We start from the raw sequence: 13,826 nt of genomic DNA, 5'->3' as shown, positions 1-13,826 counted from the left end.
ATATGCTGAGATTGTGAGCCGAGCCAAGCGGACTCGGCGGCGCGAAAGTATACCCGGATTTTTCCGCTTTCTCCGGGTCGTCAACACTATATTCGAACTTTCCTCCGCCCGGTTCATGACCTCGTTTCCCCCAACTTTTACAAAGCGCCTTCGGGCGCTTTTCTTTTTGGCCGTTTCCAGGGGGCCGCCTTTTCAGGCCCAGTCGCAAGAAATGTGCCTAATGCACAGGGAACGGTGATTTTTTGGTTGACCGCAATGGGGCACCTGCATATGTTCCGCGCACTTCCAGCCGGACGCACCGCTCGGCTTCAGGGAGAGCGTAGCTCAGCCGGTAGAGCAACTGACTTTTAATCAGTAGGTCTCGGGTTCGAACCCCGACGCTCTCACCATGAAATCAAAGACTTAGTATAGTTTGGGACGGCGACTGCCTTGCGTCCTCGCACCACGTTCGTGTCTAATAGCTGCACGGGCGGCCGTTACTAGGTCTGAACCCATCTGCACAGGCTGGATTTACAGAGCGATCGCGTAGATAGGCCGATGACGACCCGATTGATGAGGTCTGATCAGGGTTTGTGGTGCAGGCTGAGGTGATTGTGGAAAGGCCGATCAGCGCCACGGCCGCCAGAAATGTGAGAAATATGTGCGTCCGCGCTCCTCCGGGAGGGCCATTGCTCACCGCCGCGCGCGCAATCTAGCGTGTCATCGCAAGCCCGGGCGAGAATTACGGCGCCCTTTGCCACGGCACAGTTCACGAATCCGCTACCGCCGGCGAGTTCCAGATCCTCTGGGGCATCGCTATGCGGCGTGAGGCACGATGAAGCGAAACTCACCTGATTTTATCCGACAGGTCGCAGATTTTCGTCCTGTAGGTAGTGGGTTGAACTCCACTCCGTGATGTCATCACTCTACTGGCGTGCTGGAAACGCTATTCACTACCCCGGTGCCGCGATGCCTGGATGTGCGGAGATCTTTCCTGCGGGCAAATGCTGCTGCCTTGCCCGCAGATCCGGTGTCCTCGTCCTCGCCCCATTAGCAATGTGACGCCTATCAATGCGAAGTCGCCTTCCTGCTGGCCAACAACAGAATGTAGTCATCCGCTGCATCCGCTATTGCCATCGCCACTTCCGCCGGCGCCCACCCCTTTAGTTGCGCATCGCGGATGATCTGATGGAGCGCGGGTTCAACATCGGCGCGGCAATCGAGCAGGCGTTGATCATGAGTAGTGTCATTACGAACCGATTGAAGATTAATCATAGCTAGAACCCCTCTCATGTGAGGAAGCTACCATGACATAGATTGCAGGTTGAGCAAGCAAATGCTTAAGGAAACGCGCGATTTCGTTGAGAATGAGCTTTTTCGATGACACAAGGGGGGTCGGCAAAGCGATTCACGGTATAATCAGCCATCTGAAACCATCACGGAAGTGTGATGGATTTTGCGGGCGCCATCCGACGAGAGAGCTCCGGACTCGTCTTCCGGAACAAAACTGATCGCATATTGGTATTATTCCTACGCGACTGATATACCGGAAAGTACGACGATTGGTATGCATTTCCGACGTTGTCGTCAAAACGTGATGACCCCGTGATATGGTGTTTTGTTCGCGACTTGCCAGCTGATGAATTTGTGCCTGCCTGGCGGAACCATTCAGCATCTATCAAGGCGTACTCGACACCACGTCGAGTGTTTTGCAAAAGGACGTCCAGTGGTTGTGGCTGCGTTAAGGGGGGCCGTCGAAGATTGTTCGGAAAGTGTGTTTGAAGGGATGTGAGGTCGATCGCACGGACTTTGCCGCCGTTGTCCTCGTTTTAGGGCGAACACATTTGCGTTGCGCAACCAAACGGATCGCCTATCTTTTCTCTCGGGGGAATTGAGTCTGACTGCCGGCATTGGACATTTGCGCAGCCTTTGCGTTTGACCTGCCTTACGCTGCCAAAAGCATACCTCTTCTGCCATGCACTGCCCCGGCCGTTACAGAGGCCTCAATTTCCGCCTCGAGCGTTGACTTCGTAGTTTCTCTGGAAGGAAAAATCATATGGAAGACGCAGGCGTAGGTTGGGTAGCAGCTATCATTATCGGCGGCATTGCCGGGTGGCTGGCGGAAAAGTTCATGAACAGCAACATGGGCCTGTTGATGAACATCATTCTTGGCATTGTGGGCGCGATCGTTGCGAACGCCATCCTCTCTGGGCTGGGCATCGCGCTTGCCGGCTTGCTCGGGTATTTGATTGCTGGCTTCGTCGGCGCGTGCCTGCTCATTGCCGTTGGGCGAGTCATTCGTCGCTAGTTAGAAACCAAAAGCCGGGCGCCAACACGCCCGGCCCTTGCCTGGTCAAACGCCGTTCGCTCTATCGACGGCTCATCAATCCAAAAAGGTAAGCGACGCCGGCTGTCACGGCGAGCGCGAAGATAGGTTCCTCCCTTACCTTGTCGCGCAGCCGCTCCGTCATGACCGATGCCTCGTCGGCGACGGCGGTCTTGGCGCCGTGTCCAAGCGCCACAACGCTTTCGGACAGGCGTGCAAGGTCTTCGCGCAATGCGGCGACCTGTGCGGAAAGATCGTCTGCCGCGATCTCCGCCTTCACACGCGCGGTTGCGGACTGGGCGGAGGCGGTTTTCATATCGGCCATGGTCTGCTCCTCTTTTTCCGGATGCTCTTCAACGAATTAGTGCTGGGAAAGGTTCCGATGTCCGGTCTCTTTTGCGGCGCCAGGCGCTCCAGTATGACTGCACATATAGCGCAGATGTTTTCGTGCGATAACCCTTCATTTCCTGCTGGCTTTGTTCTAAGGAACGTCAAAAGCTTTGCCCGCGAACGGGCGAATATAATGCGAGGTTTGCGTTTCGATGTTCGATCTTCTGCGAAGAGCTGCTCACACCTGGGTTGCCAAGCTCCTCATGCTGCTACTTGTCGCCTCTTTTGGTATTTGGGGCGTGTCGCGCTCACTGATATCGGGCGGCACGAGCACGACGGTTGTCAGCGTCGGAGACCAGCACGTCGACGTCAACGAGTTTCGCCTGGCCTACCAGCGGCAGGTCGCAAATCTCAGCCAGCAGTTCGGCATGCGCCTGACACCCGAGCAGGCCCGGGCCTTCGGTGTGGAGCAGCAGGTTCTGGCACAGTTGGTCGCCGGCGCATCGCTCGATCAGTTGGCGGAAGACATGAACCTTGGCCTGTCGCAGGATCGGCTTGCGCAGCTGATCGGCGACGATCCAGCCTTCAAGGCGGTGAATGGCCAGTTCGACCGTACCCTCTTTACGTCGCGCCTGCGCAATGCCGGCATCCGCGAAGATGATTACATCAAGGAGCGCAGCAAGGTCGCCGTTCGGAGCCAGATCGTCGATGCAGTATCGAACGGCTTCACGGCGCCGAAAACGCTCGTCGATGCGCTCAAGCTTTACCGCCAGGAAAGTCGCGGTATCGATTACCTGCTGCTGACCAACGCCAATATCGAGCCGATCAAGGCGCCTGCCGAGGATGTCCTCGCCAAGTGGTTCGAAGGCGCCAAGACGCGCTTCCGCGCGCCGGAATACCGCAAGATCGCGTTCCTGAAGCTGCAACCGGAAGACATCGCCGATGCCGCCTCCGTTACGGACGACCAGATCCGCGAGGATTTCGAAAAGCGAAAGGAGAGCTTCCGCACGCCAGAGGCCCGTACGATCGAGCAGTTGACCTTCCAGAACAAGGATCTTGCCAATGCCGCGCTGGCCGCGCTGAAGACCGGCACGACGTTCGATCAACTGGTGACCGATCAGGGCAAGACGGCAGCGGACGTGTTCCTGGGCGAGTTCTCCAAGGACAAGGTGCCGGATCAGGCGATCGCGGATGCGGCCTTCGCCGTCTCGAAGGATGGCGGAACGACGCCCGTTGTCGATGGCACCTTCGGCCCAGTCATCGTCCGTGTCAGCAACATCAAGCCCGAGAGCGTCAAGACCCTTGACGAGGTCAAGGAAGAGATCCGCAAGCAATTGGCCGTTTCCAACGCCTCGCAGGAACTCATCAACGTTCACGATCAGATCGAGGATCTGCGCGGGTCGGGCTCGACGCTGGAACAGATTGCAGAGCAGCTCAAGCTCAAGGCGATCGTGATCGACGCCGTCGATGCGACCGGTATCGATAGGGACGGCAACGAGGTCAAGGATATTCCGGCCAAGCAGCAGGTTCTTGGGGCTGCCTTCAAGACTGAGGCTGGGGCAGACGCTCCTTCCCTCTCGATCGGCACCGACGGCTATCTTTGGTTCGACGTCCGCGACATCACGCCGGAGCGTGATCGGCCGCTCAGCGAAGTGAAGGATAAGGCAATCGCCGACTGGACCGCCGAACAGCAGAAGCTCGAACTCGCCAAAAAAGCCGAAGAGCTGAAGCAGCAGGCGCAGAAGGGAACGTCGCTGGCCGATATCGCTGCACCGCTCGGCATTACGGTCGAAAGCAAGAGTGGTATCACCCGCGGCACCGACGACGCCGTTCTCGGCAGGGCCGGTGTCATTGCCGCGTTCTCCGGCCCGATCGACACCATTGCCAGCGCCGTTGGTGGCGACCCGACGACGCAGATTCTGCTCAAGGTCACTGAAGTCAACACGGAACCGACGGGTGACGTTCTCAACAACCAGGACCAACAGATCACGTCAACTGCAAACGCTGCCGGCGACGACATTCTCGATCAGATGGTCAACTTGCTGCAGACGCAGTACGGCGCATCGGTCAATCAACCTCTCGCCGAACAGGCGGCAGTCCGCTAAGGGGAACATTAAGCGCATGACCGATCTGAAGCCGCTTTTGGCGAAGGCTGCAAGCCGCGAGCCTCTGACACGTGAGGAGGCCCGCGAGGCCTTCGACATACTGATGTCCGGTCAGGCAACCCCTTCGCAGATCGGGGGCTTCCTGATGGCATTGCGCGTCCGCGGTGAGACGGTCGACGAGATTGTCGGCGCTGTGACGACGATGCGCTCCAAGATGCTGACCGTCGATGCCCCGGCGGATGCAATCGACATCGTCGGGACCGGCGGTGACGCAAGCGGGACCTACAATATCTCGACGCTGGCTGCCCTTATCGTGGCCGGTGCGGGTGTCCCTGTTGCAAAGCATGGCAATCGGGCACTGAGCTCGAAATCGGGCGCCGCCGACAGCCTCGCTGCCCTCGGCGTCAAGCTGGATGTAACGCCCGAGGTGATCTCGCGCTGCATTCGCGAAGCTGGCGTGGGCTTCATGTTTGCCCAGCAGCATCACTCTGCGATGCGTCACGTTGGACCCACGCGTGTCGAACTTGGCACGCGCACCATCTTCAATCTGCTTGGCCCTCTCTCCAATCCGGCCGGTGTCCGCCGCCAGTTGCTTGGCGTTTACGCGCCGCAGTGGGTCGTTCCGATTGCCGAGGTCATGCGCGATCTCGGCTCGGAAAGCGTGTGGGTTGTCCACGGCAACGGCCTCGACGAAATCACCACGACGGGACAGACGAGCGTCGCGGCACTCGAGGGCGGCAAGATCCGCACCTTCGAACTGTCGCCCGCGGATTTCGGCGTAGAACCTTGCCGGCTGGAAGCCATCAAGGGTGGCGACGGCGTGGTGAATGCGGCGGCGCTGCGCGACGTCCTGAGCGGCGCAAAGAACGCGTACCGCGATATCGCGCTCGCCAACGCAGCGGCCTCGCTGGTGATCTCCGGCAAGGCTGAGATGCTGAAGGATGGCATGCGGCTTGCTGCGCAATCGCTGGATAGCGGTGCGACGGCGGCAGCCCTCGATAAACTCGTCGCCGTGTCGAACGACATCGACTAGGATAGAGCCATGACCGACATCCTGAAGAAAATCGAACTATACAAGCGGGAAGAGATCGCCGCCGCAAAGACGAAAGTGTCGCTGGCCGACCTGAAGGCGATGCAGGCGGATCAATCGGCGCCGCGCGGCTTCCACCGCTCGCTCGTTGCAAAACGTGAGGCCGGCCAGTACGGCCTGATCGCCGAGATCAAGAAGGCCAGTCCTTCCAAAGGACTGATCAGACCCGACTTCGACCCGCCGTCGCTGGCCAAGGCCTATGAACTCGGAGGCGCGGCATGTCTTTCGGTGTTGACGGACACGCCAAGTTTCCAGGGCGCGCCGGAATTTCTGATGGCGGCACGTGCCGCCTGTTCGCTGCCGGCGCTGCGCAAGGACTTCATGTTCGAGACCTATCAGGTGCAAGAAGCCCGCGCCTGGGGTGCCGATTGCATTCTCCTGATCATGGCGTCGCTTTCCGATGACGATGCAAACCGTTTCGAGGATGAGGCCTTCGGCCTCGGCATGGATGTACTGGTGGAAGTTCACGATGCCGAGGAAATGGAGCGTGCGCTGAAGCTCTCCTCCCCGCTCGTTGGCATCAACAATCGCAATCTGCGGACATTCGAAGTCAGCCTCGAAGTCAGCGAAAAGCTGGCGCCGATGGTTCCAGAGGATCGCCTGTTGGTTGGCGAAAGCGGCATATTCACGAACGCGGATTGCAAGCGCCTACAGGCGGTAGGCATCAACACGTTCCTGGTTGGCGAGAGCCTGATGCGCAAAGAAGATGTTACGGCGGCGACGCGCGCGCTCCTATTCGCCGAAGCCGCTCAGGCGGCCGAGTGATATGAGCGGCCAATCCGGTCTCACCCACATTGATGCCTCCGGCGAGGCGCATATGGTCGATGTCGGCGATAAGGCCGAAACCACAAGGATCGCGACCGCCGAGGGGCACGTGCGGATGGCGACGGCAACGCTCGATCTCATTCGCGCGGGCAACGCGAAAAAGGGCGACGTGATCGGCACGGCGCGCCTTGCCGGCATCATGGCGGCCAAGCAGACGAGCAACCTCATCCCGCTCTGCCACCCCCTGATGTTGACGAAAGTCTCGGTCGACATCACGGAGGATGCCGATCTCCCTGGCTTGCGCGTCACCGCAACGGCAAAGCTGACGGGCAAGACGGGCGTCGAAATGGAAGCCCTGACAGCCGTTTCCGTCGCCTGCCTGACGATCTACGACATGGCCAAGGCCGCCGATAAGGCCATGGAAATCGGAGGCATCCGGCTACTCGAAAAATCTGGCGGCAAGTCTGGAGACTTTCGTCATCCGGAGTACGGCAAATGAGCTTGCTGCCGGTTGCTGAGGCGCAGGATCGCCTGCTGTCGCGTGCTGAGCCAATCGAGACCCTTGAAACAGTCCCCTTGCCGGAGGCCGACGGTCGTGTGCTCGCGACCGATGTTGCAGCCCGGTTGACCCAGCCGCCTTTCGACGCGTCAGCGATGGATGGGTACGCCTTGCGCGGTGACGACGCCCCTCAGCCCGGCAGTCAGTTGAAGCTCATAGGGATTTCGTCCGCCGGGCACGGGTTTGAGGGCGTTGTCGGCAAGGGCGAGACCGTCCGTATATTCACCGGCGCCCCGGTTCCGTCCGGTGCGGATAGCGTCTTGCTGCAGGAGGATGCGGAAAAAATCGAGGGTGGCATCCGCACGACCTTTGCAGTTCGTCCCGGCCAGCACGTCCGGCCTCGCGGCCAGGACTTTCTCGAAGGCGAAGCGGTGCTGAAGGCCGGCACTGTATTGGACTTCTCTCGCCTGACCGTGGCGGCCGGAATGAACCACGCGACCCTTGAGGTCCGGCGCAAGCCGGTGGTTGCGTTGCTTGCGACCGGCGACGAATTGTTGCCACCTGGAAGCTCGCCCGCTCCCGCGCAGATCATTGCGTCTAGCACCTTTGGCATCGCTGCCATGGCCCGCAAGGCGGGAGCCGAGGTTCTTGACCTCGGAATCGTCCCCGACGACAAAGCCGCGATTTCGGCGGCGGTCGAGCGCGCAACGCGGGCCGAGGTCGATGTCATCGTGACGCTCGGCGGAGCGTCGGTGGGCGACCATGATCTGGTGCAGGCAACGCTGCTCGCATCGGGCATGAAGCTCGATTTCTGGCGGATTGCCATGCGCCCGGGCAAACCCTTGATGGTCGGCAGCCTCGGCGAAACCCATGTCATTGGCCTGCCTGGTAATCCGGTGTCGAGCCTAGTCTGCGGGATCCTGTTCCTTGAACCGTTGATCCGGAAACTGGCCTCGCTGCCACCAGTCAGACGCGAGGCGACCGTAGAAGCGGCTGCGACGCTTCGTGCCAACGACCAGCGGCAGGACTACGTCCGAGCCACGCTGTCGCGATCGTCATCCGGCGCGCTGGCGACAAAGCCGTTCACCAAGCAGGACTCGTCCATGATGAAGATCTTCGCCGAGTCCGACTGCTTGATCGTTCGTCCACCGCATGCACCGGAACTGCCCGCCGGAAGTCCCTGCCCGGTGATAATGCTGAGGCCTGATCTTCTGGGCTGAGTCGTCGAGCCTGCCCTGATTGTTTCCTGGGAACAGAAAGCAGGATTGAGATGACGAAGGAGGCTGTCAAAGACACACAGGCCATGCTTTCGCGCATGACGCCTGCGCTCATGGATGGCGAGTTCGTATTCTGCGTGACCTCAGACGAGGATGTGGCACAGCTTGCTGTTCCCGATGCTCTTGCATGGTTTCGCGAGCACGAAGGGACCTCCCTGATCCTCTCGAGAGGCCGAGCTGCGGAACTCGGCTTTAATTGCGATGCGCCGATGCGGCGTATCGTTCTTGAAGTCTTTTCGTCGCTGGAAGGTGTCGGCCTGACGGCCGCGGTTGCTTCTGCGTTGGCAGCCCGCTCAATCCCGTGCAACATGGTAGCGGCCTACCATCACGATCATGTCTTCGTTCCAGTCGCCATGGCGGATTTGGCGCTCGAGATCTTGCTTAAACTACAAGAAACGTCGTCGGCCTAAACGCCGTCTTTGATCAGCGGGCGTCCGCCAGAGTGAACACCCCGCCGATCGCCCCCTGCCCGGTCGAACCGTCGCCGAAATCGGGGACAGCGTATTCAGCGACTAGGTTTAGGGCTGCGAGTGGCAGCGACTGCCTGCGTGGATCTCCGATGAGCACATCGACGCCTGCCTTGCGACTGGCCGCAAGGAACGGCAAAACCCTCCCGGCAAGCTGGGGATTGTAGAAGACGTCCCCAGCGAGGATGACATCGACATCCGGCGGTGGGCCGGCAAGCACGTCAGCGCTCGTCACTTCGATCGCGACGCCGTTCGCTGCCGCGTTGAGGCCGATCGCCGCGATAGCGTTCGTGTCGATCTCGGCTGCGATCACGAGGGATGCTCCGCATTTTCGGGCCACGATCCCGACGATGCCGGACCCTGCGCCGAGATCGAGGACGCGGCGGCCACTAACGATGTCCGGATAATTCAGAATATGCCGAGCGAGCAGCGTTCCACCAGCCCAGTTGTAGGCCCAGTACGGCGGCGCATCCTCCGCGTCGCTGGTTCTGAGGCGCGACAGCCCACTGCCGGGATGAGCCGTGTAGAGAACTATCTCCTGCAGGCCGGGTGCGGGTTTCAGGTGAAGGTTTTCGACGATAAAGGCGCGGACATCCCGCGGAAAGAAAGCATCGCGATTTGGTTCAGCCTCAGGATGGCGGTGTCCGCTCATTCCGCTCGGCCGGATCAATAATTCTTCATCGCCAGATGCGGTATGCCGCCATCAGGGAATTCGTCGCCGAAGGCGGCAAATCCGAAGCGTTCGTAGAGTGCTATTTTATCGCTTTGTGCCGTCAGATAAAACCGGTTCTCACGGGCAGATCGGTGCTCGTTCATCGCATAGGTCAACATCGCGCTTGCGACACCATGTCCGCGCCATGCCTTGCCGACGGCGACGCGGCCTATCTTCACATGCTCGTTCGCATGGATGATCCGGAGCGTCCCGCAGACCTCACCGCCTGCAACCGCGACGACATGATGCGCAGTAAGATCAAGCGCATCGAATTCTTCATCGGCGGGTACATTCTGTTCGGCGACAAAGACCGTGCGCCGGAGCTTGAACGCCTCATTGCAAAGGGTACTGAAAACAGGAACCGTTAAAACGATGGTATCTGCCATTGTCCTCTCCGCGGGTTCAAGCGGCGACGCAAGGCTGCGCCGCCGGTGGGATCATTATGCCTTCTTTTTCGAGAACTTGGGCTTAGGGCCGCTGCCGCCCTTGCCCTCGAACTTCGGCTTGCCCGGCTTCTTGCCCCAAGGCTTCGAGTCGCGTCGCTCGTCGCTCCCGCCCTCGCCGCGGGCTTCCTTGCGGAAATTGCCTTTGGGGCGCTCATCCGTGAATTCACGACGCTCGCCAAAGGCCTTCTTGCCGGCATAGGGTTTTGCGGCGGCAGGTTTGCTGAATTCAGGCGTGCCGTTCAGCGGCGTCACGCGGATGCCGCGCTCCATCGTCTTGTTTGGACCGATCGACTGCAGGAAGCTGTCGGCGCTGGCCGCGGAAATCTCGACGTAGGTTTCCTCGGGCTGCATCTTGATCGCGCCGATCTCGCGCTTGGTCAGATTGCCGTTCCGACAAAGCATCGGGATCAACCATCGCGGCTCTGCATTCTGCTTGCGACCGACCGAAATCGAAAACCAGACGCTCGCGCCGAAGTCGTCGCGCGGACCTTTCTGATAAGGCTCCCGTAAACTCTCGGCATGCTCGCGGCGCTTGCCGCCACGGCTGTCCTGGACCGAGACCTCGATGAGATCCTCCGGCGCGGACTGGTTCGAACGATAGAGGTTGACGAAGGCAGCAGCGAGCTTTTCGGCGCCATGCGTATCGAGAAGCCGCTTGACCAGGTCCTGGGCTTCCTCGCTCGAGGCTTCATCAAAGATGGGGTCGGCAAGCAGACGGACTTCGTCACGTGCTGTGACCTCCTCCGCTGACGGTGGACGAGCCCAGGCGGCCGAGATGCCGGCGTTGTCGAGAAGACGCTCTGCCTTGCGGCGGAGGTTCAGCGGCACGATCAGCGCGCTGACGCCCTTGCGGCCGGCGCGACCGGTGCGGCCGCTGCGATGAAGCAGGGTTTCGGGATTGGTCGGCAGGTCGGCATGAATAACAAGGTCAAGACCCGGCAGGTCGATACCGCGGGCGGCGACATCCGTTGCGATGCAGACCCGGGCGCGTCCATCCCGCATTGCCTGCAGCGCATGGCTGCGCTCGTTCTGCGTCAGCTCGCCCGACAAGGCGACGACGTTGAAGTTGCGATTGTGAAAGCGGGCCGTCAGATGGTTCACCGCCGCGCGCGTCGAACAGAATACGATGGCGTTGGTCGCTTCGTAGTAGCGCAGGACATTGATGATCGCGTTCTCGCGGTCGCTCGGCGACACGACAAGAGCCCGGTATTCGATGTCGCCGTGCTGCTTTTCCTCGGTGGCCGTTGCGATCCGGACAGCGTTCTTCTGATAGCTCTTCGCGAGTTTCGCGATGGCTGCCGGAACCGTCGCCGAGAACATCAGCGTGCGACGGTCATCGGGGGAGGAATCCAGAATGAACTCCAGATCTTCGCGGAAGCCGAGATCGAGCATTTCATCGGCTTCATCAAGTACAACAGCCTTGAGGCCGGAAATGTCGAGCGCATTGCGCCTGATATGATCGCAGAGGCGACCGGGAGTGCCGACAACGATATGGGAGCCACGCTCCAGCGCACGGCGCTCGCTGCGGATGTCCATGCCGCCGACGCAGCTGACAATCAGCGCGCCCGTCGCTTCATAAAGCCATTCGAGTTCGCGCTTGACCTGCAGCGCGAGTTCGCGGGTCGGTGCGATCACAAGAGCCAGCGGTTCGGCTGCAGGGCCAAAGCGTTCCGCGTCCTCGAGCAGCGTCGGCGCCAGCGCGAGGCCGAAGGCTACGGTCTTGCCGGAGCCGGTCTGGGCCGAAACGAGGGCGTCCGACGCGGCGAGCGCCGGGTCGAGCATGGACTTTTGAACCGGCGTCAGCTCGGTGTAACCGCGCTTCACCAACGCCTTGGCGATCGCCGGAACGACGCCGTTAAAATCTGTCATGTTGTCTATCTTTCGGAAGTCTCACGCGCATGTTGCGCCCTGGCCGGCAATTGCCGGTGGAGAAGTTGGCCGTTCCTACTTGGTCAGGCGGCAAATGTCAAAGCGGATGTCCCTGCCATAGCCACACGTCGATGCCTTCGCTTCTGCCACGAATGCGTGCTTTTGCAGGGCCCTCGAGCCGGCCGGCGCGAAGCGGCGCGCTATCGGCGCCTGCCGCCTTCATCAGTGCGGCGCTCAACGCCAGTTCGACACCACGCTCTGCCGCGACCTCCATCAGGCGGCTGGCGACATTCACGGTGTCACCGGTTGCGGTAATCTGCTGGCGGCTGCCGGTTCCTAGGCGCGAGGCAACGACCGGACCGCAATGAGCTCCAACCTTGAAACCAGTCTTTCGGCCGCTCAGCGCGGGATGTATTGCAAGCCAGGGACGCATTCGCCCGCACAGGCGAACGGCGCACGCGGCGGCTCGCGCGGCATCGTCATCGGCCGGTTGCGGCAAGCCGAAAAGAATCATCGCTCCATCACCCATGAAGCTGGTGACCGCGCCGCCGTGCGAGCGCGCCTCTTCGTCGACCAGTTCAAAAAAGTCGCTGAGAACTTCGCGGACATTCGTCGCGCCGATTGCTTCGCTCAAGCCCGTGAAGCCGGAGAGGTCGATGAAGACGACTGCGGCGTCTTGCCGGACCGGCTTTGCGAGAAAGTTGGGATCGCGGGCGAGCCACTCTCCCAGGCCCGGGGCCTCGATGCGCTGCAGGAGATCGCTTTGCGCCGCAAAGTGTGCGGCCTGGCGACGATCCATCCAGATCTCGGCGGCGCCGAAAAGCAGCACGGGTGGCAGCGCCGCTGCGATTGGCAAGGCCGCACTGAACCAATAGCCGTGCGCGAAGGCGACAACGTTCAGGGCGGCCCATGCGAGGGCCGCCGACGCAATGATAGCGTAGCCGATGGCGCTGCGTCGCCACGCAAGCAGGCTGATCAATAGCACCGGCAGACCCACCGCGATCAGCGAATCGAGCAGGCGCACATTGCGGTCCCTGATGATGCCGTCGCCGGCAATCAGATGCGTCGCTGCCGTCGCCATCACCTCGACGCCCGGCAATACCGGATCGAATGGGGTTGGGAAGACGTCGCCACCGCCCGTCACCGTGGAGCCGATCACGACGATCTTGTCCTCTATTGCCTTGGCGGGGAGTTTGCCGGCCAGCACATCCGCCGCGCTGAAAGTTGGAATGGCGCCGCGTGGACCATAGAAGGTGATCGGCAGGCGCTGCCCGTCGTCGGTCGGCAGATGCCGGTCGCCGAGTGCAAGTCCGCCAGGCGAGAATGCCGGATTGATACCCAGTGCAAGTGACGCCACCCGCAACGGAAATGAGGCATCGACTCGTGCGCCGCCACGCGAGATCAGCGGAATGAAACGCGGTGTGCCCGACTCGTCGGTGGCGACGTTGACGACGCCAATGGCAGCAACGTCGGAAAAGCGACTTAGAGGCAACAGCATCTGGCTGGCTGCCGGTATCGCTGCCAGCGGATCATTGGCGTCACGATCGACCGCCTGTGTGTCTTTCGGGAAGACGCCGGCGGCGGCGATCACGCTGGGGCTCTGATGGAGAGCCAAGGCAAGCGCCGCATCTCCCTCTTCTGGTCCGGGATCAACCAGCAAAAGATCAAGTGCGATGACCTTCGGTTTCAAGGCGCCGACGGCGGCAACCACGCGGGCAAGTGTTGCCCGATTGAGAGGATAGCCGTTGTCGACGGCAGTCTGGTCGTCAATCGCAACAATGCTGGTAATCGGCGGAGGCTCCTTTGCGCCGATTACCGTGCTTCGCACGTCAGTAAGGGAAGCTTCGAGGCGGTCGAGGAAACTCATGCTTCCCGAAAGATGCATATAGCCGAGGAGGCCGCCCCAGAGCGCGGAGAGCAGCAGTGCAATCGTGACCAGGAGCCGTCTGCCCTGCATCGGC

At 60.8% G+C, this 13,826-nt stretch carries 13 protein-coding genes and 1 tRNA gene; 8 read left to right on the top strand and 6 right to left on the bottom strand.

Translation table 11 applies throughout. The annotated features are described in order from the left end of the window. The first annotated feature begins 313 nt into the window (after positions 1–313). Positions 314–389, top strand: a tRNA-Lys gene (locus C934_RS0101820). Positions 390–1,047: 658 nt separating this feature from the next. Here C934_RS0101820 and C934_RS0101815 read toward each other — a convergent pair. After that, complete coding sequence (locus C934_RS0101815; RefSeq protein ID WP_018855004.1) at positions 1,048–1,254, bottom strand: hypothetical protein; 207 nt, start codon at positions 1,252–1,254, stop codon at positions 1,048–1,050. 781 nt (positions 1,255–2,035) lie between these two features. Here C934_RS0101815 and C934_RS0101810 point away from each other — a divergent pair. Further along, positions 2,036–2,287 (top strand): GlsB/YeaQ/YmgE family stress response membrane protein, encoded by a 252-nt coding sequence (locus tag C934_RS0101810; RefSeq protein WP_018855003.1) that lies wholly within the window; start codon positions 2,036–2,038, stop codon positions 2,285–2,287. Between the two features lie 61 nt (positions 2,288–2,348). On the opposite strand, the gene C934_RS0101805 is transcribed toward C934_RS0101810, so the two are convergent. Further along, positions 2,349–2,630, bottom strand: a complete 282-nt coding sequence (locus C934_RS0101805) for a hypothetical protein (RefSeq protein ID WP_007793703.1) — start codon at positions 2,628–2,630, stop codon at positions 2,349–2,351. A gap of 217 nt (positions 2,631–2,847) precedes the next feature. Here C934_RS0101805 and C934_RS0101800 point away from each other — a divergent pair, with 217 nt between their 5' ends. Genes C934_RS0101800 through C934_RS0101775 form a run of 6 tightly spaced genes read left to right on the top strand, consistent with a single transcriptional unit; the run spans position 2,848 to position 8,781 of the window. Next, the gene (locus C934_RS0101800; protein ID WP_018855002.1) at positions 2,848–4,740 is read left to right on the top strand and encodes a peptidylprolyl isomerase; all 1,893 of its coding nucleotides are present in this window, start codon (positions 2,848–2,850) and stop codon (positions 4,738–4,740) included. Between the two features lie 16 nt (positions 4,741–4,756). Beyond that, positions 4,757–5,773 (top strand): anthranilate phosphoribosyltransferase, encoded by a 1,017-nt coding sequence (gene trpD, locus C934_RS0101795; protein WP_018855001.1) that lies wholly within the window; start codon positions 4,757–4,759, stop codon positions 5,771–5,773. Positions 5,774–5,782: 9 nt separating this feature from the next. Continuing rightward, positions 5,783–6,595 carry an indole-3-glycerol phosphate synthase TrpC gene (trpC, locus tag C934_RS0101790; RefSeq protein ID WP_018855000.1) on the top strand — a complete coding sequence of 271 codons (813 nt, stop codon included), beginning with the start codon at positions 5,783–5,785 and terminating at the stop codon, positions 6,593–6,595. A gap of 1 nt (position 6,596) precedes the next feature. After that, a complete protein-coding gene (moaC, locus tag C934_RS0101785) occupies positions 6,597–7,094 on the top strand; it encodes a cyclic pyranopterin monophosphate synthase MoaC (protein WP_018854999.1) in 498 nt (165 codons plus the stop codon). Next, the gene (locus tag C934_RS0101780; RefSeq protein WP_018854998.1) at positions 7,091–8,314 is read left to right on the top strand and encodes a molybdopterin molybdotransferase MoeA; all 1,224 of its coding nucleotides are present in this window, start codon (positions 7,091–7,093) and stop codon (positions 8,312–8,314) included. Before moaC ends, C934_RS0101780 begins: the two co-directional genes overlap by 4 nt. Before the next feature lie 50 nt (positions 8,315–8,364). Further along, complete coding sequence (locus tag C934_RS0101775) at positions 8,365–8,781, top strand: ACT domain-containing protein (protein ID WP_018854997.1); 417 nt, start codon at positions 8,365–8,367, stop codon at positions 8,779–8,781. 13 nt (positions 8,782–8,794) lie between these two features. Here C934_RS0101775 and C934_RS0101770 read toward each other — a convergent pair whose 3' ends face one another. The 4 genes from C934_RS0101770 to C934_RS0101755 form a co-directional block, all read right to left on the bottom strand. Further along, the gene (locus C934_RS0101770) at positions 8,795–9,490 is read right to left on the bottom strand and encodes a class I SAM-dependent methyltransferase (RefSeq protein WP_018854996.1); all 696 of its coding nucleotides are present in this window, start codon (positions 9,488–9,490) and stop codon (positions 8,795–8,797) included. 14 nt (positions 9,491–9,504) lie between these two features. Then, on the bottom strand, positions 9,505–9,936 hold the full coding sequence (locus tag C934_RS0101765) for a GNAT family N-acetyltransferase (RefSeq protein WP_018854995.1): 432 nt from the start codon (positions 9,934–9,936) through the stop codon (positions 9,505–9,507). A 54-nt stretch (positions 9,937–9,990) separates the two neighbouring features. After that, positions 9,991–11,865, bottom strand: coding sequence for a DEAD/DEAH box helicase (locus tag C934_RS0101760; RefSeq protein WP_018854994.1), 1,875 nt, complete (start codon positions 11,863–11,865; stop codon positions 9,991–9,993). A 97-nt stretch (positions 11,866–11,962) separates the two neighbouring features. Continuing rightward, complete coding sequence (locus C934_RS0101755; protein ID WP_026371495.1) at positions 11,963–13,822, bottom strand: CHASE2 domain-containing protein; 1,860 nt, start codon at positions 13,820–13,822, stop codon at positions 11,963–11,965. Positions 13,823–13,826: the final 4 nt, after the last annotated feature.

Origin of the sequence: Rhizobium sp. 42MFCr.1 (genome assembly GCF_000377185.1) — a bacterium.
Taxonomy (GTDB): Bacteria; Pseudomonadota; Alphaproteobacteria; order Rhizobiales; family Rhizobiaceae; genus Rhizobium; species Rhizobium altiplani.
This window is presented reverse-complemented; position numbering and strand designations above follow the sequence as displayed.

What these genes read in the sequence shown, in the direction of transcription:
- C934_RS0101815 (WP_018855004.1), bottom strand. Translation starts at nt 1,254, where the DNA reads ATGATTAATCTTCAATCGGTTCGTAATGACACTACTCATGATCAACGC.
- C934_RS0101810 (WP_018855003.1), top strand. Translation starts at nt 2,036, where the DNA reads ATGGAAGACGCAGGCGTAGGTTGGGTAGCAGCTATCATTATCGGCGGC.
- C934_RS0101805 (WP_007793703.1), bottom strand. Translation starts at nt 2,630, where the DNA reads ATGGCCGATATGAAAACCGCCTCCGCCCAGTCCGCAACCGCGCGTGTG.
- C934_RS0101800 (WP_018855002.1), top strand. Translation starts at nt 2,848, where the DNA reads ATGTTCGATCTTCTGCGAAGAGCTGCTCACACCTGGGTTGCCAAGCTC.
- trpD (WP_018855001.1), top strand. Translation starts at nt 4,757, where the DNA reads ATGACCGATCTGAAGCCGCTTTTGGCGAAGGCTGCAAGCCGCGAGCCT.
- trpC (WP_018855000.1), top strand. Translation starts at nt 5,783, where the DNA reads ATGACCGACATCCTGAAGAAAATCGAACTATACAAGCGGGAAGAGATC.
- moaC (WP_018854999.1), top strand. Translation starts at nt 6,597, where the DNA reads ATGAGCGGCCAATCCGGTCTCACCCACATTGATGCCTCCGGCGAGGCG.
- C934_RS0101780 (WP_018854998.1), top strand. Translation starts at nt 7,091, where the DNA reads ATGAGCTTGCTGCCGGTTGCTGAGGCGCAGGATCGCCTGCTGTCGCGT.
- C934_RS0101775 (WP_018854997.1), top strand. Translation starts at nt 8,365, where the DNA reads ATGACGAAGGAGGCTGTCAAAGACACACAGGCCATGCTTTCGCGCATG.
- C934_RS0101770 (WP_018854996.1), bottom strand. Translation starts at nt 9,490, where the DNA reads ATGAGCGGACACCGCCATCCTGAGGCTGAACCAAATCGCGATGCTTTC.
- C934_RS0101765 (WP_018854995.1), bottom strand. Translation starts at nt 9,936, where the DNA reads ATGGCAGATACCATCGTTTTAACGGTTCCTGTTTTCAGTACCCTTTGC.
- C934_RS0101760 (WP_018854994.1), bottom strand. Translation starts at nt 11,865, where the DNA reads ATGACAGATTTTAACGGCGTCGTTCCGGCGATCGCCAAGGCGTTGGTG.
- C934_RS0101755 (WP_026371495.1), bottom strand. Translation starts at nt 13,822, where the DNA reads ATGCAGGGCAGACGGCTCCTGGTCACGATTGCACTGCTGCTCTCCGCG.